Origin of the sequence: Paenibacillus sp. FSL R5-0636, from assembly GCF_037974255.1 — a bacterium.
GTDB lineage: Bacteria > Bacillota > Bacilli > Paenibacillales > Paenibacillaceae > Paenibacillus_AQ > Paenibacillus_AQ odorifer.
Window position 1 is genome coordinate 1,555,917 of the sequence record NZ_CP150232.1, and the last position, 23,603, is coordinate 1,579,519.

Annotated in this window: 12 protein-coding genes and 2 pseudogenes; 11 read left to right on the plus strand and 3 right to left on the minus strand. The window is 46.2% G+C overall.

What is annotated here, in order from left to right:
* The first annotated feature begins 74 nt into the window (after positions 1-74).
* Entirely contained in the window at positions 75-6,755 is a 6,681-nt protein-coding gene (locus tag MKX34_RS06850; RefSeq protein ID WP_143763808.1) for an S-layer homology domain-containing protein, read from the plus strand.
* Positions 6,756-6,915: 160 nt separating this feature from the next.
* Here the strand turns inward: MKX34_RS06850 and MKX34_RS06855 are convergent, their stop codons facing one another.
* Positions 6,916-7,758 carry an AraC family transcriptional regulator gene (locus MKX34_RS06855; RefSeq protein ID WP_076107207.1) on the minus strand — a complete coding sequence of 281 codons (843 nt, stop codon included), beginning with the start codon at positions 7,756-7,758 and terminating at the stop codon, positions 6,916-6,918.
* Positions 7,759-7,938: 180 nt separating this feature from the next.
* Between MKX34_RS06855 and MKX34_RS06860 the strand changes: the two genes are divergently transcribed.
* The 5 genes from MKX34_RS06860 (at position 7,939) to sigK (MKX34_RS06880) (ending at position 14,953) form a co-directional block, all read left to right on the plus strand.
* Complete coding sequence (locus MKX34_RS06860; protein WP_076224213.1) at positions 7,939-9,081, plus strand: DUF2264 domain-containing protein; 1,143 nt, start codon at positions 7,939-7,941, stop codon at positions 9,079-9,081.
* Positions 9,082-9,154: 73 nt separating this feature from the next.
* On the plus strand, positions 9,155-10,966 hold the full coding sequence (locus MKX34_RS06865; protein ID WP_076297789.1) for a heparinase II/III family protein: 1,812 nt from the start codon (positions 9,155-9,157) through the stop codon (positions 10,964-10,966).
* 72 nt (positions 10,967-11,038) lie between these two features.
* Positions 11,039-12,175, plus strand: a complete 1,137-nt coding sequence (locus tag MKX34_RS06870; RefSeq protein WP_076297790.1) for a glycoside hydrolase family 88 protein — start codon at positions 11,039-11,041, stop codon at positions 12,173-12,175.
* Between the two features lie 10 nt (positions 12,176-12,185).
* Positions 12,186-14,045, plus strand: a complete 1,860-nt coding sequence (locus tag MKX34_RS06875) for a DUF2264 domain-containing protein (RefSeq protein ID WP_076297791.1) — start codon at positions 12,186-12,188, stop codon at positions 14,043-14,045.
* Positions 14,046-14,251: 206 nt separating this feature from the next.
* Positions 14,252-14,953, plus strand: coding sequence for an RNA polymerase sporulation sigma factor SigK (gene sigK / locus MKX34_RS06880; protein ID WP_036675850.1), 702 nt, complete (start codon positions 14,252-14,254; stop codon positions 14,951-14,953).
* Positions 14,954-15,172: 219 nt separating this feature from the next.
* On the opposite strand, the gene MKX34_RS06885 is transcribed toward sigK (MKX34_RS06880), so the two are convergent.
* Positions 15,173-18,331 (minus strand): amidase family protein, encoded by a 3,159-nt coding sequence (locus MKX34_RS06885; RefSeq protein ID WP_081384104.1) that lies wholly within the window; start codon positions 18,329-18,331, stop codon positions 15,173-15,175.
* Between the two features lie 909 nt (positions 18,332-19,240).
* Between MKX34_RS06885 and sigK (MKX34_RS06890) the strand changes: the two are divergent.
* Positions 19,241-19,753: pseudogene (gene sigK / locus MKX34_RS06890) on the plus strand (RNA polymerase sporulation sigma factor SigK); the annotation flags it as partial.
* Positions 19,754-20,146: 393 nt separating this feature from the next.
* Here the strand turns inward: sigK (MKX34_RS06890) and MKX34_RS06895 are convergent.
* Positions 20,147-21,112, minus strand: coding sequence for a nitronate monooxygenase (locus tag MKX34_RS06895; protein WP_076098918.1), 966 nt, complete (start codon positions 21,110-21,112; stop codon positions 20,147-20,149).
* 309 nt (positions 21,113-21,421) lie between these two features.
* On the opposite strand from MKX34_RS06895, the pseudogene MKX34_RS06900 reads away from it, so the two are divergent.
* From MKX34_RS06900 to MKX34_RS06915, 4 genes and pseudogenes are all read left to right on the plus strand, one after another.
* A pseudogene (locus MKX34_RS06900) lies at positions 21,422-21,610 on the plus strand (sigma factor); the annotation flags it as partial.
* 204 nt (positions 21,611-21,814) lie between these two features.
* The gene (locus MKX34_RS06905; protein WP_179087385.1) at positions 21,815-21,967 is read left to right on the plus strand and encodes a hypothetical protein; all 153 of its coding nucleotides are present in this window, start codon (positions 21,815-21,817) and stop codon (positions 21,965-21,967) included.
* Between the two features lie 339 nt (positions 21,968-22,306).
* Entirely contained in the window at positions 22,307-22,714 is a 408-nt protein-coding gene (locus MKX34_RS06910) for a toxin C-terminal domain-containing protein (protein WP_076297792.1), read from the plus strand.
* A complete protein-coding gene (locus MKX34_RS06915) occupies positions 22,704-23,243 on the plus strand; it encodes a hypothetical protein (protein WP_339204655.1) in 540 nt (179 codons plus the stop codon). Before MKX34_RS06910 ends, MKX34_RS06915 begins: the two co-directional genes overlap by 11 nt.
* Positions 23,244-23,603: the final 360 nt, after the last annotated feature.

Below are 23,603 nucleotides of genomic sequence, written 5' to 3' on the forward strand. Positions count from 1 at the left end.
CTAGTGATTATTCGTTTAACAACGAAATGAATACGCTTTCTTTTATTGATTTACAATCAAAGGAGGAGAAGAGAATGAACAGAAGTCACTTTCGTAAAAGGTTTTTCTCAATAACGATGACTACTGCGCTCGTAGTTGGGATGTTTCCGGCATTCACTCTGTCTGCAGCCTCTGCTGCTACCGTAAATTCTATCTACGCTGCCGCCCATATGGGGGCGACAACAATTGCAGATACTACTCTGCCATCCAGCATTGATATCGGAGGCCAGAGCACAGCAGTGAACTGGAATATTGGTGCAGATACCTTTGCCGTGCCATACGATGCCGTGACCGTCAGCGGTACAGCGAACGGGGGGCCGGTCGTTGCCAGTGTGGAAGTTATTCCGCCCGCAAGTAATCCGTTGGTTTACTTTGTGGATAGCGGCAGAGGGGGCGATTCCGTAGGCAACGGGCCTACTTCCTCGCCGCTGTACGAAGCGATTCGCACGCTGAGCGGCAGCGATTTGCTCAACCAGTCCCCCGACCAGAAGTATATCAGCGGTACGGCGGACTGGGGATTTGATGATTCCGTAAACAAGGTCAAGAATTCCAAAGACGGGGGACTTACCGATCCAGCTACTGATCCGTCCCTATGGACTGTCGGACTTCGTGCCGACCCTGCCAGCAATCATATCGTGTATAAATTAAAAGCGCTTGAAGCTGGAACCTATACGCTCAGCAGCGGTTTCCATGATTGGTATGGCAGCCGCTCCCGTGTAATACGTCCTCAGATCGAGTATAAGGATGCTAGCGGGGCAACCAAGACGATCTTGTTTGACCAGTTCAACACTAATGTGACTAAGCTAATTTCAGGCGAATTCACCATTCCTGGAGACATTGACGTTAGTAGTCCAATGACGTTGACTTACGCCTATGTTGCTGACGAAAAACCTATTTTGAGCTGGTTCGCCGTTGCCAAGGGCGGAATCAAGAAACAGATCGAAGAAGCTACACAGAGCGCAGCTTCTATGGTCAAGGTTCTGCTTGACGGCAACGATATCCAAGCTGACAATGTCAACGGCCTCACATTCAAGGGATTTGGTGTACTAAGCGCTAACAGCACCAGTGCGCTTTTGCTGGATTATAAGTCAGAGCATCCAGAGGCTTATGCAGAAACGCTTCAGATCTTATTTGGTGGAGAACATCCGCTCATGACGCATGTGAAAATCGAGATGGGCAATGACCGCAATAACTCCACCGGACCTGACCCGGCGACTATGCGTACGGCCGATGAAGAGGCAAATGTTACCCGGCATCCCGGCTTCCAGCTTGCCGCAGATGCCAAGGCAGTGAACCCTGATCTTAAAGTGAGCATCCTGCGATGGAGTGCTCCGGCCTGGGCGAATAACAACGACAAAATCTATACCTGGTACAAAAAAACCATTCTGGCCGCTTATCGTGAATACGGTTATATGGCCGATTACGTTAATCCTTATATCAACGAGCACGCTCCAGATTTGGCGTGGACCAAACAGTACGCTGAGAGAGTCAAGACTGACAGCGAAGGCTTCAACAGCACCGAAGAGCGGGAACTGTACAACCGGATCAAGTCTGTGATTTCCGATGAAGTCGGGATTGGTAGCTTCGGTGCCAGTATGGTGAGTGATCCTTCTCTGCGGGAAGCTGTGCCGATCGCTGGATACCACTACAACACGGACGACGACAGCGCAGGCAATTTCAAAAAACTCGCAGAACAATATGATATTGAGGTCTGGAACAGTGAGGCGCAGTCTACCTTCAGTAATTCCTCTTTCCGTCCTAACAACAATATGAAAGATCCTACAGTGGCAGGAACCGGCATTGGTGGTGTCGGCAGTCCGCTGGAGATGAGTAACACGATTATTAAAGGATTCGTTAACTCCCGCCGGACGCACTTTATTTACCAGCCAGCCATTGGCTCCTTCTATGAAGGCGGACAATATTCCTTCAAGGAATTGGTCAGCATGCGCGATCCGTGGTCAGGCTGGATTCATTATGATGCGGGTCTTGTTACTCTGCAGCATTACAGCTGGTTTGCGAATGTAGGCTGGGAGAACGAGGATAATACTGCTGGGATCTGGCGAGCGGTTCCTCAAGCCAGCTCCACAGGTGCGACAGGCACCAATCCGGTCAGCGGCCGCAACGGTTCCCCTAGCTATATAACCCTTGCAGCACCTGATAAAAAAGATTTCTCGACGGTTATCGTGAACGACAGCGAGTATTCCAAAATCTACAAGCTGCAGACAGTCAATATGGCTTATACGGGTAATCCATCCATGGAAGTATGGGAAACCCGTGCTGCTGATGCAGGAGAAGCGTTCAACAGCAATTATATGCAGTATCTCGGTGATATCACTGCTGATGGCAGCGGGGTGTATACCGTTAAAGTTAAACCGTATTCGACCGTGACCGTGTCTACTTTGAAGAACAAGGACAAAGAAGAATATAATACACCGCTGCCTGTAGAAGGCGAGCGTACCGTACTGGATACCGATACTACAGGAGCGGGACACAGTACTGGGGACAACATTCTGTACGCTGATGATTTTGACTATTCTAAGCAAACTGTCGTGAAGATTGGTGCAGGCGGCCAATATGAGGGTACCCAGAGCTATATTGAATCCCGCGGCGGTTCCCAAAGCGTTACCCCGCGTTATACCCATGACCGCAATGGGGCATTTGAGGCCTATCTTCCGGACGGGTCTGATAATTATGTCCTGCGGCAGCAGCTGGACACGGGAACCATGGGGCTTGGCGGCACATGGAACAGCGGAGATCCAGTAACGGCCATCGGCGACAACCGGTGGATGAACTACAAGGCCAGTGTTGATGTTTCGTTCGAAACAAACAATACTCAGGGCGGAGCCAATTATGCTGCGATAGGTGCCCGTTATCAGGGAGGTGGCAGTTCCCACTCCATAACCGGTACACCGTATGTGCTGAAATTCTGGTTCGACGGCGGCTGGCAGCTGCTGGTCAACAATAGCGCAGTTGCGAGCGGAAATGCCGCGAACGGTTCCGGCGGCGTGAAGATCGACGGATTCGATACCGCATATGACGCATGGCATAATATTGCCGTTCAGGTTGCGGGCGATAAAGTGACCGCCTATCTGGATGGGGTGAAGCTGGCTTCCTATACCGATCCTACTCCTGAATTGTCCGGCCGGGTAGATCTGGCCAGCGGCTACTATCACGTCCGCTTCGATAATTTGAAGGTGGAGAAGGTTGAGGGCTACACGCCGTATTATTCAGAGCTTCTAGACAATCTTGAAATGTATGACCTGGCTGCTGCTCCGAACCCTAAATTGATATATACCGGGTCGTGGAGCCATATAAACGGAGCGGGCATGTACATTTACCAGCGTTCTCTTTCTACCAGCCAGGCTGTAGACGCTGCAATGGAATACACGTTTGAAGGTACCGGACTGGATATTCTAGGAGCGAATAACGGATCGGCGAAGCTTGAGGTAACGGTGGACGGAAAAGTTATTACTCTATCGGCTGATACATTAGCTTCCAAGGAGCTGTACCAGACGTACACACTCCGCGGGCTTAAATATGGCCAGCACCATGTGCAAATAAAGGTGGTAAGCGGCACCTTGGTTGTCGATGCGGTGGCGGTTGTTTCCGGGGAAGTAACCGGTACTGTAGATACTGCTGCTCTTCAGGCGGCGGTAACAGCCGTGAAAGAAATGAACAAACAGGATGAATATTCGGACAGAGACTGGCAGCTCTTCGTAGATGCACAGAGCGCTGCACAGGAAGCGCTGGATAATCCTATTTTATACAAATTGGATCAGGAAGGAGTTACTCAGCTTGAAGCACGCCTGATCTCCGCCCAGAACCAGTTGACTACGGGAGATATACGGGAGCTTGTCGCTCCTCAGGATTTGGCTACTTATGCCGGAAAACTGCCGAATCTTCCAGACAAGGTGGAAGCCACTCGGGCAGACGGATCCAAATTGCTGGTATCAGTAAAGTGGAATGTAAATGCGGCCAGCTTCAATAATCCGTATGAACGGGTAGCTGTAACCGGCACTTATGGAAATCTGAAAACAACTTGTTATGTGGAAGTGGTGCCGGAGGGGCTCTTATACTTCCTCGATGCTGGTGTATCGGTGGACGGTATCACGCCGCCGTATACATTAATCAAGGATTTTGTAGGTGACAGCTTGCTTAATAACAAGGCGGATCAGCCTTCGACAGGCAATAGCGTATGGGGGCATACCAGTACTAAGTACCTCCTCAAGGGGCTTGGTGGCGCTGTAGTTCCTTCTGATAAAAGTCAGACAGGTGTTTATGGTTCGGATACAAAAAATAATCCACTTGTATACCTACTCCCTTTGAACGCAGGCAAATATACGATTACGTCATTCCATCGGGACTGGTGGAACAACACCAACCGCACGATGGATATTACGCTCAGCTATATTGACGCTGAAGGGAAAGAAGTGACCAAACCGGTCCGAACCGGCCTCGTCGCAGGTCCTAATGGCGCTATGATTAACTATGACTTCACGCTTCCGTTGAGCGGTACTGTGAAATACTCAATAAACAATACGTATTCAGGCAATCAGGCTGCATTGATCAGCTATGTGGCTGTAGCTAGAGATAAAGCCAGTGTTGCTAATGAGCAGGCTGTAAATGAGGCTAAGAGTATCATAGAAGGTGCGGTATACAGCGTGCAGAAGGAAGCGGCAAACAGCGAAGAAGCTGTCCAGACTTGGCTGCTGCAGACGATACGCGCTCTGCCCGGTCTCAATGATACTGGAGTTGCGATCGGTGAGATTACCTTGTCTTCCTTCCAAGAAGCAACCGATGAGACTAACGGCAGCTTCAGCTTTACGGTATCACTGAGTAAGGGAGAGGCTACAGCGGACAGTTCAGCGAGCGGAACAATCAAGCTGCCGGAGCCGGATACTGTTCAGCCTTTGATTACTCTGTTAGGTGATGCGACAGTGAATTTGCACATCGGTTCTGAATATACAGATGCAGGAGCGACTGCTTATGATGACAAGGATGGTGATATTACAGACCGTATAACTACAACAGTTAGCAGTGAAGTATACGGCTTGACTGCTCTCGATACGGCGAAAGCTGATATTTATACCTTCCATTATAATGTCAGCGATACTGCAGGCAATGCGGCTGCGGAAGTGACAAGAAAAGTAGTCGTTGCACTTGATCCGGATGTAATGAAGCCGGTGATTACACTGCTTGGTGAACCATCCATTCAACTGGAAAATGGCGCAAGATATACGGATGCCGGAGCCACAGCGGTAGATGACCGTGACGGCGACATTACGGAGCACATTGTAGCAACGATTACGAAGAATGAGGAGAATGTGCTGGCACTGGACACTAAGGCGGCAGGCATCTACACCTATCATTATAATGTGAGTGATGCGGCGGGCAACGCGGCTATCGAAGTGACTAGAACCGTGACAGTGGGCGAAGCAGAGCAACCTCCGGTAGTGACACCAACACCAACACCAACACCAACACCAACGCCGGAACCGGAGCCAACAACAGCACCAACATCTACGCCGGCGCCAACGGAAGCACCAGTGTGGACGGCAGCACCAACGCCAGCAGTCACCCCGTCCCCGGCGCCAACACCGCTGCCGCAGGCCGAAAAGGTTCTTGATCGAAAGGATTTCACGGCACCGGTTGGAGGAGTAATAACGGTTCAGCTTACTGAAGCTACAGAATCCATACTGCTTCCAGCAGGACTATCAGGAATCATCGGAGAGAACACTCTACGTCTGGCTTGGAGTAAGGTTGCTATCGATCTGACCCCAGAAGTGCTGAAGAGCATTCAAGAAAAAGCTATTGGAGGTCAAACGGAGGGGGCGCGAATTAAGCTCTCAGCAGTGAAGGTATCCAGAGATGCTGTGGAACAGTTAATCAATAATCGGGCTGTTAATGGTTCCGTACATTTATCTGCGGCAAGTGATGTGATCAACTTCAGCTTGGAGGTTGTTGCTGCGAACGGCACTGCTGTAACGGTAACTGCTTTTGATAAACCGTTGACACTTACGTTCAACGTAGATCCGGATGCCAATATAAGCTTGCTAGGCAGCTACTATATTTCTGCAAATGGTGCGCTTGATTTCATGCGCGGAACGTTGACTAATGGTAAGTGGACTGCTGAAATACGGCATTTCAGCCAGTATGCGGTCCTGGAATACGATAAGCTGTTCACGGATGTCAGCAGTGACAGCTGGGCTACTAATGTGATTAAGACCATGGCCGCGAAGCATATTATCGAAGGCATTTCCAGTACGGAATTTAATCCGCAAGGGGATGTAACTAGGGCACAATTCGCTGCTATGATTGCACGCGCGCTTGGGCTTAAGGCAGGAAGCCATGCAACATTTGGTGATGTGGATTCCAAGGCCTGGTATGCCGAAGCCGTTGCAGCTGTTAGCGGAGCTGGCATCGTGCTCGGACGAAGTGCAGATTCGTTCGCACCGGATCAGAGCATTACCCGCGAGGAAATGGCTGTGATGATCGTTCGTGCTTATGAATATTTGCAGGGAAGCGGGACCAATGAACCTGCTGTAGGATCGTTCAGTGATTATTCCCGGATTCATGACTGGGCGAAGAGCGCAGCAAATATCGCCGAGCAGGCGGGACTGATCAAGGGACGCGGCAATAAGCAATTCGCGCCACAAGAGACGATGACCCGTGCCGAAGGTGCGCAAGTTATCTCCAATCTGCTGGGATATTTGTAAGTAGCATTTCAAAGAACCTGGCAGGCTGCATTAAGCGGGCTGCCAGGTTCTTTATAGATTTGGAGAGGCAGGGAGTGCTTAGGAAAACAGCGGCCGGAAGTCCAACTATTCACCGCAGTTGCGAGTGCATCTTTTTTTGAAAAATCCTTGAATTTGAGTTTTATAGCTCAGCTCTTTTACCATATTTTCCGGGTGGAATGCCCGTGATGTTCTTGAAGGTACGGATGAAATTGGCATAATCGTTAAAGCCGGACAGATAGCAGGTATCGGATACGGAGTTCCCGGCGGACAAGAGCTGCTTGGATAACGCTATTTTTTTGAGCAAGACGTAACGGTAGATGGTTCCGCCTGTCTGCTGTTTGAACAGATGGCTGAGATAATATTTATCGACGTTCAGTTCTCCAGCGATTTGCTCCAGTGACAGATTTAGATGCAAGTGGTTGTCGATATAGCTCATGGCTGATTGAATATGTGAGGAAATAATGCTGGGCACGGTGGATCGGGTACGGCTGTACAGCTCATTGATGAGGACGAGGATTTGAACCAGGTAGGTCAGAGCCAGAACTTCGCTCCCGTACTGCTTATTCTCTAATGTCTCAATCAGGCGGGAAGCAAGGGCTGTATACTCTGCAATCAGCGGTTCATCCATTTGCGCGAGATTATGCTCTCCGGGCTGGCGGTTCTGGAAACAAGCGAGCAGATTTGTAGATGCGGTACAGAAGGGATAGACAAGTGGAGCTTTGAAATGGATTGTCAACCGTTCATAAGGCTCGGGAGATAAATTGATGATTTTATGAATCTCGTGATTGTTGAACAACAGAACATTGCCCCGCTGCAGGGGATAGCTGAACTGATCTACAAAACCGTTCACCTTGCCGCCCAAGAACAGGAAAATCTCATAGTGATCATGGATGTGAAAATCCCTGGTAGGTGAGATGGGCGAGTTTCCGATACCTGCCAGAATATCTCCATCGAACGGCTCATAATACTGGGCATGCTTCATTGGAATTGCCCCTTTCAGATTGATCACAATATACGCAATAAAACATCATTATTCGCAAAGACATTGCAATAATACAACACTAAACTATAGTAGAAGATTACGCAATATAACAAGATTCAGGCGGTAGGCAAGAGAAATAGCTGTAGCTGATTAGACGCAATTGAAAGGGTGGAATTGTGCATGAATGGGAAGGAACAGCGTAAATACTGGCTGGATACAATGCTGCTGATCGGGGGGCCTGTGCTGAATGCTTTGGCTGAGCGGAAATTAAAGGAACAGCTGCCTACAGAGTTTCATAGGGATCGGAGCCAGTTTGCCCATTTGGAGGCTTTTGCGAGATTGGCTTGCGGAATGGCCCCTTGGCTTGAACTAGAGGGACTTGAGGGTGCGGAAGAACAGCTTAGAGCACGTTATGCAGGGCTAATGCTGGAAGCCATTGATGCCGCTGTTGATCCGAATTCACCTGATTATATGGAATTCAAGACCGAAGGCCAACCGCTGGTTGATGCGGCATTCCTGGCACACGCGCTGGTTCGTGCACCAAAGCAACTTGCCGCCAAGCTGAGTGCGCGGGTCAAAGGGAACTTAATAACAGCGTTGAAGCAGACACGCCGGACAGCGCCAAGCGGAAGCAACTGGCTGCTGTTCAGTGCAATGGTGGAAGCCGCTTTGTATATACTCGGCGATCCTGAATATGACCGGATGCGCGTTGGTTATGCGGTCCATATGTTCATGGATTGGTATAAGGGCGACGGAGTTTACGGGGATGGCAAGGACTTTCACTGGGATTATTACAACAGCTTTGTTATTCAGCCGATGCTGGTGGATGTGGTAGCACTTTTTGAACAGGAGTCGGAGCAATATTCCGCATTGAAACCGCTGATTCTGGAACGGGCACAGCGATACGCTACTGTTCTCGAACGGATCATTGCACCGGATGGAACCTATCCCTTTATCGGGCGTTCGATCGTTTACCGTTTTGGGGCGTTTCAACTGCTGTCGCAGGCGGCGCTGCAGCATTTTTTGGAGGAAGCATTGCCCCCTGCACAGGTACGCTGCGCTTTGACAGCTGTGATTACGCGAATTATGGAATATCCGGATACGCTGGATGAGTCCGGATGGCTACGTCCGGGGGTATACGGTTATCAGCCGGAGCTTGCGGAGAGCTATATCAATACAGGCAGTCTTTATTTATGCGCCTCCGTATTCCTCCCGCTGGGGCTGCTCCCTTCTGATCCTTTCTGGTCAGGGGAAGAGATGAAATGGACTTCATTAAAAATTACAGCCGGTGAGGATGTTATGAGAGATCATGCCTTGGAATAAAAAGTATTCAGCCATATTAGTGAAGAATAAGATGCTTCGCGGATCTGACTGATCTATAAGGAGGAAAAAAGGCATGAATAAACAGATGCTTTTGGAAATAGTGCATAAAATGAAGCCAGTCGATCTGAGCTTGTATTATCCAAAGGGAGAGGCGGCTGCTTTTTGGAAACAGGCGTTATCATCGGGAGTACTACAGGCAGATATCAGCGAGATCCGCGCGGAGGCGGTAAGACTGGACGGGCAGTCTATACCTGAACTGTCGTATACGTTATTTTCCATTTATTCGCGTACGGGTTCGAGGCTGGAATATGAACGGGTCTATTTTGAACGGAGAAGAAGGCTGAATACTTATGTATTTCTGGCTTTGCTGGAGCCGGATCATCCGGAAGTACTGGAGAAGCTGGAGGACATCCTCTGGGCTATATGCGATGAGTACACCTGGTGTCTTCCGGCCCACCTCCCAGCGGATCATAATGCAGCTGATATCAACCGGTATATTGATCTGTTTTCTTCCGAGACCGGATTTACTTTAAGTGAAGTTTTACTTTTGCTCGGGGAACGACTTTCGCAGCTTCTGAGATCCCGAATCCACCATGAAGTAGAGCGGAGACTGTTTCGTCCATTTCTTGAAAATGGCCCTTATGATTGGGAGACAGCGCGGCATAATTGGGCAGCGGTCTGTGCGGGATCAATCGGGGCTGCTGCCTTGCTGTCTGTGGAGGACCCGGCCATGCTTGCGGATATTCTGCTGAGGACAGAGCGCGCCATGTTGTATTACCTGGAAGGGTTCGGTGAGGATGGTGCCTGTCTGGAAGGCCTTGGGTACTGGAATTATGGGTTTGGTTATTTCACTTATTATAGCGATCTGCTCTGTTCCAGAAGCGCAGGCAGACTGGACTGGTTCAAGCAAGAGAAGGTAGCGCAAATCGCGCGCTTCCAACAAAAATGTTTCATTGACGGAAGTCATGTAGCCAATTTCTCTGATTCAGTGCCTCAGGTGCTAGTACATATGGGATTGTCCCATTATCTGGCGGAAGTCTGTACGGATGTCGAACGCCCCCCATCCGCTTTGCGTGCTCCTTACACTGAAGATCATTGCAGCCGCTTTGCACCGGCTTTCCGCAATCTGATCTGGACCAGGGCTGGCAAGGAGGACGAAGCTTGGCGAGCCGCCAGCTATTTTCTCCCTGATGCCGCTTGGCTTGTCTCGCGTCATGTGTCGGAGGCGGGTTCATTCGGATTCGCCACTAAGGGCGGGCACAATGCTGAACCGCATAACCATAATGATCTGGGACATTTCATTCTGAGCGGCCGGGGAGAAATCTATGCATCCGATCTTGGGAGCGGAGAGTATACTGCTGATTATTTTGGGGCTGGCCGTTACCAGTATGACTGCAATGGATCGCAGGGTCATTCGCTGCCGATCATTGATGGCCAGTATCAGCTGGCCGGTCGGGAGTTCAGCTCCACAGTGCTGCATGCATCGGCGGCGGAGGAGAGTGATGAGCTGACACTGGATCTGACACAGGCTTATCAGGTAACAGGACTACAGTCCTTAATCCGTTCGTTCGTCTGGCATAAAGAGGAACGTCCTCGGCTGGAGCTGACAGATACTTACCGGTATGCGGGAATTCCGGCGAGCTGGACGGAGCGGTTTGTCACCTGGCGTGAGCCTAAGCGCCTTCATCCGGGTACCTTGCTGCTGCCGGGGACTACGGCTCGCGGCGTTGAAGTGACATACGATTCGCTGAAAGTTGAGCCGGAGATTACTGTGCATGTGTACCGGGATCATTTTGGCATGGAGAAGCTCTGGTATAGTCTGGACTTCCATGTGCTTCAGCTTGGCGCGGAGGGCAAACTGCTATTCACTTTTCAATTTCTATAAAAGATGGGCATGAGCTTATAAAAAGTCCTCTATCAGAGGGTAGAGGCTAATTCGAATAAAGGCGGGATTTAGATGAGTAGATTAGTAAAGCAAGCTTGGGTAGACGAGGCTTGGGGCAAAGCCTTGGAGAAGACTAGAACGAACAGCCGGAGAATCGGTGCAGAATTCCCCCATGCCAGTCAAGGCGGTAAATACGTGCTTGAAGCACCAAACTGGTGGACGGCCGGCTTTTGGCCGGGAATGCTCTGGCAGCTCTATGCTGAGAGTGGTGATGAGGATTTGAAAGCGGTTGCTGAGCGGTGTGAGGAACGGCTTGACGAGGTGCTGGATGGTTATGTGAAGCTGGACCATGACCTAGGCTTTATGTGGCTGTTGACCAGTGTTGCGAACTACAAGCTCACGGGCAGAGAGGCATCACGAGTCCGGGCGTTGAAGGCAGCTAACTATCTGGCTGCCCGCTTCAATCTGAAAGGAAGCTACATCCGGGCCTGGAATCCATGGAGTGAAGGCGAGGATAACAGCGGGGTAGCCATTATCGATTGCTGCATGAATACCAGCCTGCTTTTTTGGGCCTCCGAAGTAACAGGGGATCCACGTTATCGACATATCGCTGAGGCGCATATGGATACGGTGCTGGAGCACTTCATCCGGCCGGATGGTTCGGTTTATCACATCGTCAACTTCAACCCGGTATCGGGCGAAGTGGTTGAGAAGCTTGGCGGGCAAGGTTATGCGCCTGAGTCGGCTTGGTCGCGCGGGGCGGCCTGGGCACTCTACGGACTGTCATTGGCCTATCATCATACGGGCAAGCAGAGTTATCTCAATGCAGCCAAGCAGGTCGCGCATTTTTTCTTGACCCGTCTGCCCGAAGATCATGTTCCACATTGGGATTTTCGTGCTCCCGGTGAAGTTGGGGAGATTCGGGATAGCTCTGCTGGTGCCTGTGCAGCGAGTGGCTTGCTGTTGTTAGCTAGCCAAGTAGATGACTCGGAGGCACATGTGTATCAGAACGGGGCTATAAGAATTACAGAATCCCTTTATAGGAATTATGGAACTTGGGACAATGCAGAAGAAGAAGGGTTGCTGCTTCATGGTACGAGTAACTATCCTGAGAATCGGAATATAGATGTTCCGCTAATCTATGGTGATTTCTTCTATGTCGAAGCGCTAGCCCGGCTAAAAGAAGCCGGACCGTTCTACTGGGAATAGGGGGCACATAATGCAGACTGAGAAGACATTTACGACTATTGCTAAAAATCCGCTAAAGACCCGGGAGGATCTGATCTCTGCTCTTGAACAGCTTACAGATCCGCTTCGGCCGCTCTACAGCAGAGGCGGTGCACGGCTGGCAATCGGCGGAACAGGAGCGAGCTATCCGGCTGCAACTGCAGAAATGGAAGGTTTCTCCCGGGTATTGTGGGGCTTAGTGCCCCTGCTCATGGGAGGCGGTGAAAGCGGGCTTTGGGATACTGTGCTGGATGGCATACGCCACGGCACGGATCCTGCCCATGAAGAATACTGGGGTGTAGTTCAAGATTATGACCAGCGTCTGGTAGAGATGGCGGTCTTCGGTTTCGCCTTAGCCGCCATTCCTGAACAGATCTGGTCACCACTTACCCAGAAGGAACAGGAGCAATTGTACAGTTGGCTGAATCAGATTAATTCCCATCCTTGCTATGACTGCAACTGGCTGTTCTTCAACGTGCTGGTTAATGTCGGATTCCGCAGAGTCGGCTGTCCCTACGACGCGGAGCAGCTGGAGAACAATCTGAAGCGAATGGATGATTTTTATCTGGGTGATGGCTGGTACAGTGATGGAATTAACGGGCATAGCGATTATTATGTTCCTTTTGCCATCCATTATTATGCGCTACTGTACGCGAAGCTGATGGAACAGGAGGACCCGGAACGTTCACAGGTGTTCAAAGAACGGGCCCGGCTTTTTGCCACCGAATTCTTGGGCTGGTTCGCTCCGGACGGATCTGCCCTTCCTTATGGAAGGAGCTTAAGCTACCGTTTTGCCCAGTCTGCTTTCTGGGGTGCCCTCGTCTATGCAGGCGTTGAAGTATTCCCTGTAGGTGTGGTCAAAGGATTAGTACTGCGCAATTTGCGCTGGTGGTTCAGCCAGCCGATCTTTGATGCCGGAGGCGTTCTGACGATTGGTTATACCTACCCCAACTTGGTCATGGCGGAGAATTATAATGCTCCCGGTTCCTCCTATTGGGCGTTAAAGACATTCCTGCCATTGGCTCTCAGCGCGGAGCATCCATTCTGGAAGGAAGAAGAACTGCCGCTGCCGGATATTCCTGCAGTTATAGTCCAGAAGCCTGCGCATCTTGTCATTGTCCGCGAACCTGCTTCCGGCCATGTGGCTGCCTTCAACAGCGGTCATCTATATACGAATGAACATACCCACACGTCTGCCAAGTATGAGAAATTTGTATACTCAACAGGCTTCGGATTCAGTGTGCCCCGCTCCGAATGGGGATTGTCTCAAGGGGCATTTGATTCCATGCTCGCTCTGAGTGAGAGCGGGGACAACTTGTATCGGGTCAGACGGCGGAATATGGAGTCAAGAATTGTGGATAATGTGCTGCACTCCGTCTGGAAGCCATGGACTAATGTTGAGGTTCGGACCTGGATCGTTGCTGGGCTGCCCTGGCATATTCGGATACACCGGATCGAGACCGGACGACCGTTGGACGCCGCAGAGGGCGGCTTCGCGCTTGGTCAGGAAGCGGGGGTGGAACAGCAGATCGGTCTTACAACCGCGGCAGTATCTACAGCATGGGGAATAAGCGGAGTCAAGGGGTTGATCGGCTACGAAAAGGCTGAGCTAATTTGGCCTAATGCCAACACAAACCTGCTTCATCCCCGGACTGTTTTGCCTACACTGACGACTTTCCTTGAGTCTGGAATCCACTGGCTGGCTTCGGCTGTATACGGTGATCCGTCCGGAGATTCTTGCGGCGGTATTATAGAACAATCACCTGAGTCTATTTTGAAGGTTACTTTTGATAAGGACATCATAAAGGTTTTTACGTCTAGTGAAGCGGAAGTTATTATCAAAAGAGAGTGAGAATTACCGCTAACAACATCGTGTTAAAAGACAAGTGAATGAGTAGAGTATGACTGATTTCTCGTATAAAAAATAAATTTCTGTGGTTGTACAATTTCCCCCGTACAGGCACTTCTAGGCGCACGCCCACATACAATAAGGATGACCATGAACCCGTAAGGCAAACAGATCGGTTTCATTGTACAAGTGCGGGAGGTGTCGCCAAGTTGCCTGGATTCTTAAGCACGATTGCGTTGCTGATCAAAGAACTGACGCTGCTGGTATCATACGTAAGGAATAATGCATTTCCACAACCGCTCTCGGAGCAGGAGGAAAGCCGATACTTAGGGATGATGGCTGAGGGAGATGCCAAGGCCCGCAATTTGTTGATTGAGCATAATTTGCGGCTCGTTGCCCATATAGTGAAAAAATTCGATAATACTGGGGAAGACATGGAGGATCTAATCTCCATCGGCACCATCGGCTTGATTAAAGCCATCGAGAGCTACCGCCCGAACAAAGGCACAAAGCTGGCCACTTTTGCTGCCCGTTGTATTGAAAACGAAATTCTGATGCACCTAAGATCCTTGAAGAAGACTCGTAAAGACGTATCTCTCCACGATCCGATTGGGACAGACAAGGAAGGTAATGAAATTACACTCATTGATATCCTCGGTTCGGAAGCGGATGATGTCATTAAAGAAGTAGATCTGAAGATTGAGAAGAGCAAGATTTATCGCAATCTCGATATTTTGGATGATCGGGAGAAAGAAGTTGTGGTGGGTCGTTTTGGATTGGACACGGGTGGGGAGGAACGAACACAGCGGGAGATTGCTAAGGAGTTAGGGATCTCGCGGAGTTATGTATCGAGGATTGAGAAAAGGGCGTTAATGAAGCTTTATCATGAGTTTTATAAGGCGAAGCGGTGAGACTGATGACAATTACACAGTAATAATCCATTAATAATAAAACTTGAAAAGCGACTTGTCTACGGATGAGTCGTTTTTTGTGTGGATAGGGTTCGCCCTACTTATGATACGGTTCATCGCACCATCTGTAACGGCAAGTTATAAGGCCATCCCTTTCGGGATGGCCCTTCCTGTAAACATGGTTACTCAAGTACTCTGTCATTTATAATTGAACTTATTTTAATTATTAGTTTCTAGTAATCTGGATACAATAGTTGCAAACTCAGCTCTAGTAATATCTTTTTCAGGCTTAAATGTACTGTCTGCGTACCCTGTAATAATATTATTGGATGCGAGTGCGTCGATGGAATCATAATACCATGCATTTCTTGTAACATCTTTGAATGATGTGTTTCCAGTACCAGTTAGCTTAAAGGCTCGAGTGATTAGTGCCGCTAATTCACTACGGCTAATCTTCTCATCTGGACGGAAGCTTCCGTCGCTATATCCGTTCATCAAGCCTGATCCGGCTGCTGCACCGATAAACTTATTCGCCCAATGAGTTGAAGCTACATCTGTAAAGTTACTTTCATGTCCTTCAAGTCCCATGTGCGTTGCAATTACCTTGATGGCTTCCGCACGAGTCAAACCTGAATTTGGGCGGAATGTTCCATCGGAATATCCCGTCAATAATCCCTTAGCAATTAGTGCGTCAATGCTTGTTTTTGCCCAATGATTCATTGTATCTACAAAACTAACAACTTTCGGCTTATCTGCTGGTGTTATTGTTTCTGCAGGTGACGGTGTTTCTATAGGCGTTGTTATTGCTGGAGGTGTCACTGTACCTCCTCCAGTATTTGGATGGGTTGGTCCATTATCTGTGTTTGGATCAGGATTAGTAGAGTTTGAAACGTATTGAAGTGCTGGAGCAAATGTTGTAAGTAGTCTAGCTTGACTTTGTTGCTCAAGGGCGTAGCTCATGCCTAAAACTTTTGCATCGTCCCATGCTCTACCAACCAGTTGCATAGAGATAGAATATCCGCTGTCATTCGTTCCTACAGGAACAACTACCGTAGGTAGACCCATAGTAGAGGTTAATACGCCTGTGTTACGGTCTGAACTTAATTGAGAAGCTGCTGCGTCATTGTTATATACGTCGCTAATAAAACCTGCATAAACAACAGCATCAACACCATTCGTGTCCATCCAGCCTTTGATAACTTCCTTATAGTCAGTTCTATACTTAATGTAATCTTGTACAGCCTGTTCAGTCATACGAGTTGGGGTACTATATCCTCTTTGATTATAGATAAGCACTTTATCTGAAGCTAGTACACTTGCTCCATCAATATAAGGGAAGTCCTTATGAAGCTCAATATAACGTGCCCAACCTTCAGTAGATCCATTAATACCTGAAGGACGACTAGGGCCTGATGGTACAGCTGACATTTCAACCATTGTCGCCCCCGCTGCTTGAAGCTCTGAGAACTTATCCATCACTGCCTGTCCAGTATCATCATCAGCATATGCAGATACAAAGGATGCAGGAATATATCCAATTTTCTTTCCTTTCAATGCATTAGCATCCAGAGATTCCTTCCAATCCACTGGACGCTTATGATCTGCATCAGCAGTGACTGTGAAAATATCCTGTGGGTCCGTACCCGTTGTAGCATTCAATATAATAGCTAGGTCAGTTACTGTTTTAGCAATGGGACCTGCATAATCTTGTCCCCAAGTGAGTGGCAGTACACCTGTAGTACTTGCCATACCGTCTGTACCCCGGAAGCTTTTTAAGCTAGCGCCTGTAGTTGGTGCATAGAGAGATACCCCTGTTTGCGATCCCATTGCTGCTGCTGCGAAATCAGCTGCAACAGATACTGCAGACCCGCCGCTTGAGCCAAAAGATGTTTTCGATGGATAGAGTGCATTCCATGTTTGCTGCCAGCCGCTTTCACTAAAGCTTCCGCTGTTAGCAAACTCAGAAGTGTTTACTTTACCAATAATTACAGCTCCAGCTTCCCGCAGTTTTTTCACTTGGAATGCATCAGAATCAGGCTGCCAGCCTTCAAGAGCTTTACTGCCACCGGTAGTAGGCATATCCTTTGTATCATAAATATCTTTTATCGCAATTGGAATACCCAATAAATCACCTTTTACACCTTGTGCACGGGCATCGTCAGCAGCTTTTGCTTGGTTAAGCGCAGTTTCAGATACATGCAGGAATGCATGGAATCCCAATTGTCCCTCATCGTATACCTTGATTCTATCTAAATAGGCTTGAGTAATTTGTACAGAAGTAGTTTTGTCATTAATCATATCCTGCTGCATTTCTGCAATGGATTTATTCTTAACATCATACGGCGATGAAGTTACTAATTCTTTAGGTGCAGGAGCATTTGGAATAACCAGATGATCTCCAGTATCAAGTCCCTCTATAGCAGATATATCCCAGTTGCTAATTGAACGAATTTGTGCGTTTGTTAATCCGGTTACGTCTAGCAGACTATTAAGTCCATCTAGACTAGCAACCAGATTTTTTAATCCTTCTTCACCAGCTTCTCCAACTTGTACATAATTTACTAGGGACTTCGACTCACCCGGCCTAATATTTAATGTGTTAATGAACCCATAGAAATTCGCTTCATTTCCATGCTCAGCTAAGGGTATTGTGAATGGATCCTGTTGCTGATTACCTAGACCGGTTAATCCATTATCAAACGGCTTTGGAGATCCCACTGCAACGCCTAGCGGCTTATTGTTTTTGGCGCTACTATCTACAACAATCCATGAATCATCTGTAGTTACCTTTAGATCGCCTGAATAGGTTGCCTTAACTACTGAAGCATTTGTTGTTGTACCATATCCTAAAGAGCCACCGAATGATACATCAACTTTTATTGCCACATCATTTTTATTAGTGAAAGTATCAAAGAATCTCGTTCGATTATGAATAGTATCCACATACACCTCACGTGTTACAGTTACATTTCCTAGATTTACAGATTGAGCCGAAGTAAACTTATTAACGCCGTCATATTTCAAGTCAAACCCACGCATCATTTGACCATTCATCAGTGGAGCTGAAGGCGAGGACACTTTAACGAAGATATTGCCGAAACCTTGTACTTGTGTAGCACCAACTGTACGTAAACTTCCTGTGTCTAAGCTAGGAGCAAAGACATCGTGAATCTCCCATACTGTGCCACTTTCTGAAGTAACTCTAGTTAAAGCGTCAGCTGTTTGGAACGGAATTACACTCGTAGCAATAACAGATAACGCAATTGAAGTAGCTATAAATTGCTTTTTACTCCAATTTTTTTTTGCTGGTGAATATTCAGATCGGGTGGAACCAGAATGCTCTCTTTTAGTTTCACGTAGACGTTTGAACTTATTCATGTGCGTAATCTCCTTTTCCTGTATGTATTTTATTATTTAATGTTAGGAAATATAACACTAGTATTTGTTTCAGTCAATGAATATTATGAATTTAATATATTTTAAGTTTGTAAAAAGAAAAAAATAGCTCTTTTAATTATATAATGTAATGTATATGTAAACTATTGCGTTAAATATATTACATTTTATGATAGTTTTTGGAGAATCCATAGGATATTGAGTATCATCATCCAGCTGCATCACCAAAAACCTTGAATTTTACTTAACTTTATGTGAATTTGACGAAATGAAAAAGAAAAGGAATAGCTAAAAATTAACGGAGAATATTATGTTTTTCATTTCATGAAAGTGGAAGATTGAAGATTCTATATCGGAGCATGGCATAAGGCAGAATCACTGATGATTCCAGATGCATAGCCGCAAGATCACTAATGGGCATCCTGAAAAGAGTAAAGTATCTGCTGGGAAAGAAGCCATAAGAATAGCCAGATAGTGTATCTGGAATAAGTGAGATTTCATTGTGGAAACCCTTTAGCGGGTGGTAACGTTATAAGGCAGATGAGGATGCAAAGGAACAAGGCTTTGAAATTATTGTGTTTTATATGGGACTAGCAGATGTTCGGCTAAATATTGAATGTATTGCACTACGTGTGAAAAACGGTGGCTATCATATTGAAACCGAGGATATTGTTAGACGCAATTTAACAAGTATGAATATTCTGATATCTCACTTAGAGTTGATTGATCAAGTAAAGCGTTATTTAAATGGATTACCAGGATGTACACAAGAAATCAATCGGAAACTACAAATTAAATATAATATGCAAAAGGAAACCAATTCGAATCAGAATCGATCGTAATTGGTTCATTTTTTTGACCTCACATCGTTGTCCATAACCTTAAGAAATCGATAATACTGTGGAAGACATGGAGGATTTGATCTCCATCGGCACTATCTGTCAAATTAAAGCTATTGAGAGCTATCGTCCAAACAAAGGAAGCAAACTAGCCACATTTGCAGCACGTTGTATTGAAAACGAAATTCTGATGCACCTGCGTTCGCTCAAGAAAACACGTAAAGACGTATCCCTGCATGATCCAATTGGGACGGACAAAGAAGGTAATGAAATTACACTTATCGATATCCTTGGCTCCGAAGCTGATGATGTCATTAAAGAAGTCGATCTGAAGATCGAAAAGAGTAAGATATATCGTAACCTTGATATTCTGGATGACCGGGAAAAAGAAGTTGTGGTTGGGCGGTTTGGATTGGATACAGGTGGGGAAGAGCGGGCGCAGCGGGAGATTGCCAAAGAGCTGGGGATCTCGCGGAGTTATGTTTCGAGGATAGAGAAGAGGGCGCTCATGAAGCTTTATCATGAGTTTTATAGGCTAAGCGGTAAACTCATAATCACAAGGTAGTATCCGTTAACCGGCATACATAGAAAGCTTCAAGGACCATATTAGAATTTTTTAGAGAAGATATAGTTCAGCGAATTTTTTGTATTAAACCAACTCATAAAAATACATGAGAAAGGGAGAGGGCAAATTGTTAAGTGGTGCTCTGAAGAGTACATATATCCAGTCATCTTTTGCGATTATCCTGGGTATTGGGCATATTGCATTTTGGCTGTGAAGATATTTAGCTGTTGTTGCAATTAAAAAGAAAGGTACGGAAATCTTTAGTTAAATACAACACAAAAGCTTATTAAATATAACTAAATTTGAGTATCAAGCGAAATGAAAAACCACTTATGCTCGGAAATCCCAAGCTTGCTTAAGTGGTTAATCGTGCTTTTGAATCTTATAACAACCTTAAGTTGTCGGGTTCAATGCCCCTTGATACTCATCCATTAAATTGTCGATAATCTGCTGTACGGACAAAATCTCTTTAATCTCATGAACTCTGGACCCAGCAAAAACCAATCCGTTCTTAACATCTCCTCTAAGGGAAGTGAGCAGGGATTCCATTGTACAGAAGCGATGTGAACAAACCTTTAGACAATTATAGCATTTGACTATCTTTAATTTGGCATCATTACTGATCCGGTCCGTAAATTCATTCCGAATCGCTCTACCTTCTAGACCCACAGTAGACTTGATTAGGACAGTATCTCCTTGCTGAGCATCTACATACTTTTGCTTGAAGGCTAAGGGAGCATCACACTCAAGGCTAGCCACAAAACGGGTACCCATTTGAACACCAGATGCGCCGATCCGAAGGGCTTTTGCGATATCATCCCCTGTTAGAATTCCACCCGCAGCAATAACAGGAATCGAAACGGCCTCTAAGACTTCAGGAAGGATATCAAACATGGATCTGTCTGTACCTAAATGGCCTCCAGCTTCGAACCCTTCCACAACGACTGCGGAGGCACCAAGTCTTTCGGAAATTCGGGCTAATTTGGCGGATGAAACAATAGTTACGACAGGAGTACCATATTCTTTACCCCAAGCATAAATATCTCTAGAAATTCCGGCTCCGGAAATAATAAAGTCAACCTTTTCCTCCAAAGCAATCTTCATTTTTTCGGCAAAGTCCTTCACTGCGAATAGTACATTCACACCGATGTAGCCATTCCCTTTAGAGAGTTCTCTTGTTTTGCGAATATGCATTCTCAGCTCATCAGGAGTGATCCCTGTACCAGAGATGGTGCCGATCCCGCCTGCATTGGCTACAGCAGCGGCTAGTCCACTTAAGGATATGCCTACACCCATTCCACCTTGAATAACAGGAACTCTCGATTTAATATGTCCGAATTGGATTGTTGGAAGTTTCAATTACACACCTCTTTTGCAAGTTGTTGACATTATTAATACTCCTCTAGAGTAATAAGATATATCGTAACACAGCTAATTCTTTCCCGGATGTGACTGTAAACATGCTCAAACTATGTTAAATATCATGTCTTTCAACTGTTTTCTTTAAGTTGTTGATATCAAGTGAAAATTTAAGAAAACGAAGTGACTATTAAAAAAAGGACAATGAATAACAAAAAAAGAGCCATCCATCCGGTAAAACCTTCATACTTCTATCAACGCTTTTCTATCAAGAAAGTGGATTTTGACATCGTATCGTGTCCACAACCTCAAAAATTCGATAATGCCGGAGAAGACATGGAGGACTTAATCTCCATCGGAACCATTGGCTTGATTAAAGCCATCGAGAGCTATCGTCCGAACAAAGGAACCAAACTGGCCACATTTGCAGCACGTTGTATTGAAAACGAAATCCTAATGCACCTTAGATCCTTAAAGAAAACGCGGAAAGACGTATCCCGCGGCTGTCCTCGCAGTGGGCGCCATCCAGTTTTCCGCTGGCGAGAGGCTTGGCGTATTTCACTGTTCAGCGAATACGGGTCAGAACACTGGCTTGCAAGCAAGCTTGTTGCTGTTAGTCTGGCAATAGTGCTTGGTGTTATTACAAGTATTTTGCTGTGCCATCGGCATTATTACAAGCAATATGGATAGGAGGGAAGAGTGGTGCGAGGAGCTGAGTTAAAACTTACCGCGGTTGAACTTCTTGCAGATAATGGTCACCTGCTGCTAGGGAATGTGAATCTGGCTTTGCCGCCAGGCTGGTATGGTCTGGAGGGAGCCAATGGCAGCGGAGAACAGCATTGCTCAAAGCGATAGCTGGCCTCGGCCTCTAACTGGCGGGCAATGGAGACTTTTCTACCCTTATTATTTGCAAAATAATGTATAGGGCGGTTTTTAAATGAGGATACGTATGAAGGGCAGATTGATAATCCGCTGACACTGAATTTGTATACGTATGTGGAGAACAATCCGTTAACTCATGTCGATCCAACAGGACACTATACTGAGAACCAAGTGGATTTGATGCTTACAACAGCTTGAATTTCTGGGAGTAAATCACAACTCTATTGGGATATTCGTAGCGATCTTGGTTCATCAAAACCTATTCAATATTTAGATGAAAAGGGCAGAAAGCAATGGCTGAATCTCTTTAATATGGCTACATCAGCTGAAAGTAGCAAGGAACAGGTTACATCGGCAAAGAATCAATTAATGAGAGATTATGGAAGAGTCCAAGCTATGGACGATGCTATGCTTGGCGCTGCTTTAAGTCTATTTGCCGGTGGAAGTAAAGATAAAGTTCTAAAAACTCAAGTAAGCGGTAAAGCCTTAAGATTAATAAATAAAGAAACAGATATGTTAGCGGAATATTTGGGTTTTACAAAGACGAAATTAAAAATTAAGGATAAACCAGTGTATAAAAATGGTAAACTCTATATTGTCCAAGATCTTGATTCGCATATCGAAGGTATATGGAAAATGGCTACAAAACCAGAATATTTAGCTAGTAAAGATACTCGTTTGGGTACTTATGATGCGTTATTAAATAGGATTGGAGATTGAAATGTACAAATTCTTTTGGAGGATTACTAAATTTGACCCAACTAATCGTATAAAAGGAGTGTATAAAAATGAAGAATGGACTTCAATAAGTGAAGTGGGAAGAGTATTTTCAGCTGAGAAATTCCTGTTAGAACATTATTTGGAAACTGAATCATTATATATAACGGCTATAAATTTAATAATGAATGAGAATAACTTAAACACAATTCAAGTAGTAGATCTAGAAAAATATTATTTTGACGTGGAGAAAGCTGAATTCCGTGACATCTACACTGACGAGATGAAAAGTGTTTATAACAGTGTGAAAAACGGCGACTATATCTCTATGTATGAATTGAAATTACTTTCTCAATTAATTTTAAGAGAAAAGATTTGGTGTAAATTTCAAAGTAGGGAGATGTTTGTTCACTTTGGTTTTGATTATTACATGTATATTGGGAGTGTGAAGGAATGTAAAGATTCTTTAATAAAGATCAGTAGTTCAGGTTTATTTGTTGAGAGTTTTGAATCACCTTATTTGGAAGAATAGTAGTGCTTTAGCCACATACGAGTGTAATAACTCTATGTGGCTTATTTTTTGTAATTTAGCATTTGACATTCTGAGTATGGCGGTTGTTGAGATTATAGTTATGATGCTCTAAATCGTCTAACCTCCGTCTACGATGCATTAAAGCACACACGCTTTACGTACGATGGGAATGGTCAACTTGCGAAAGTCACAGTGCAAGATAAAGGTGGAACGGAGTTTTGGAAATACAGTTAATAAAATTATTAGAGAGACAGCAAAAGCGCAGCGTGCAGCTGAAAGATCAAGGAATGTAGCAATTCGTGATCAATAAAGGAATTTAAGGCTGCAACGTCAATATGAATGTGAGAATGAGAGCATGCC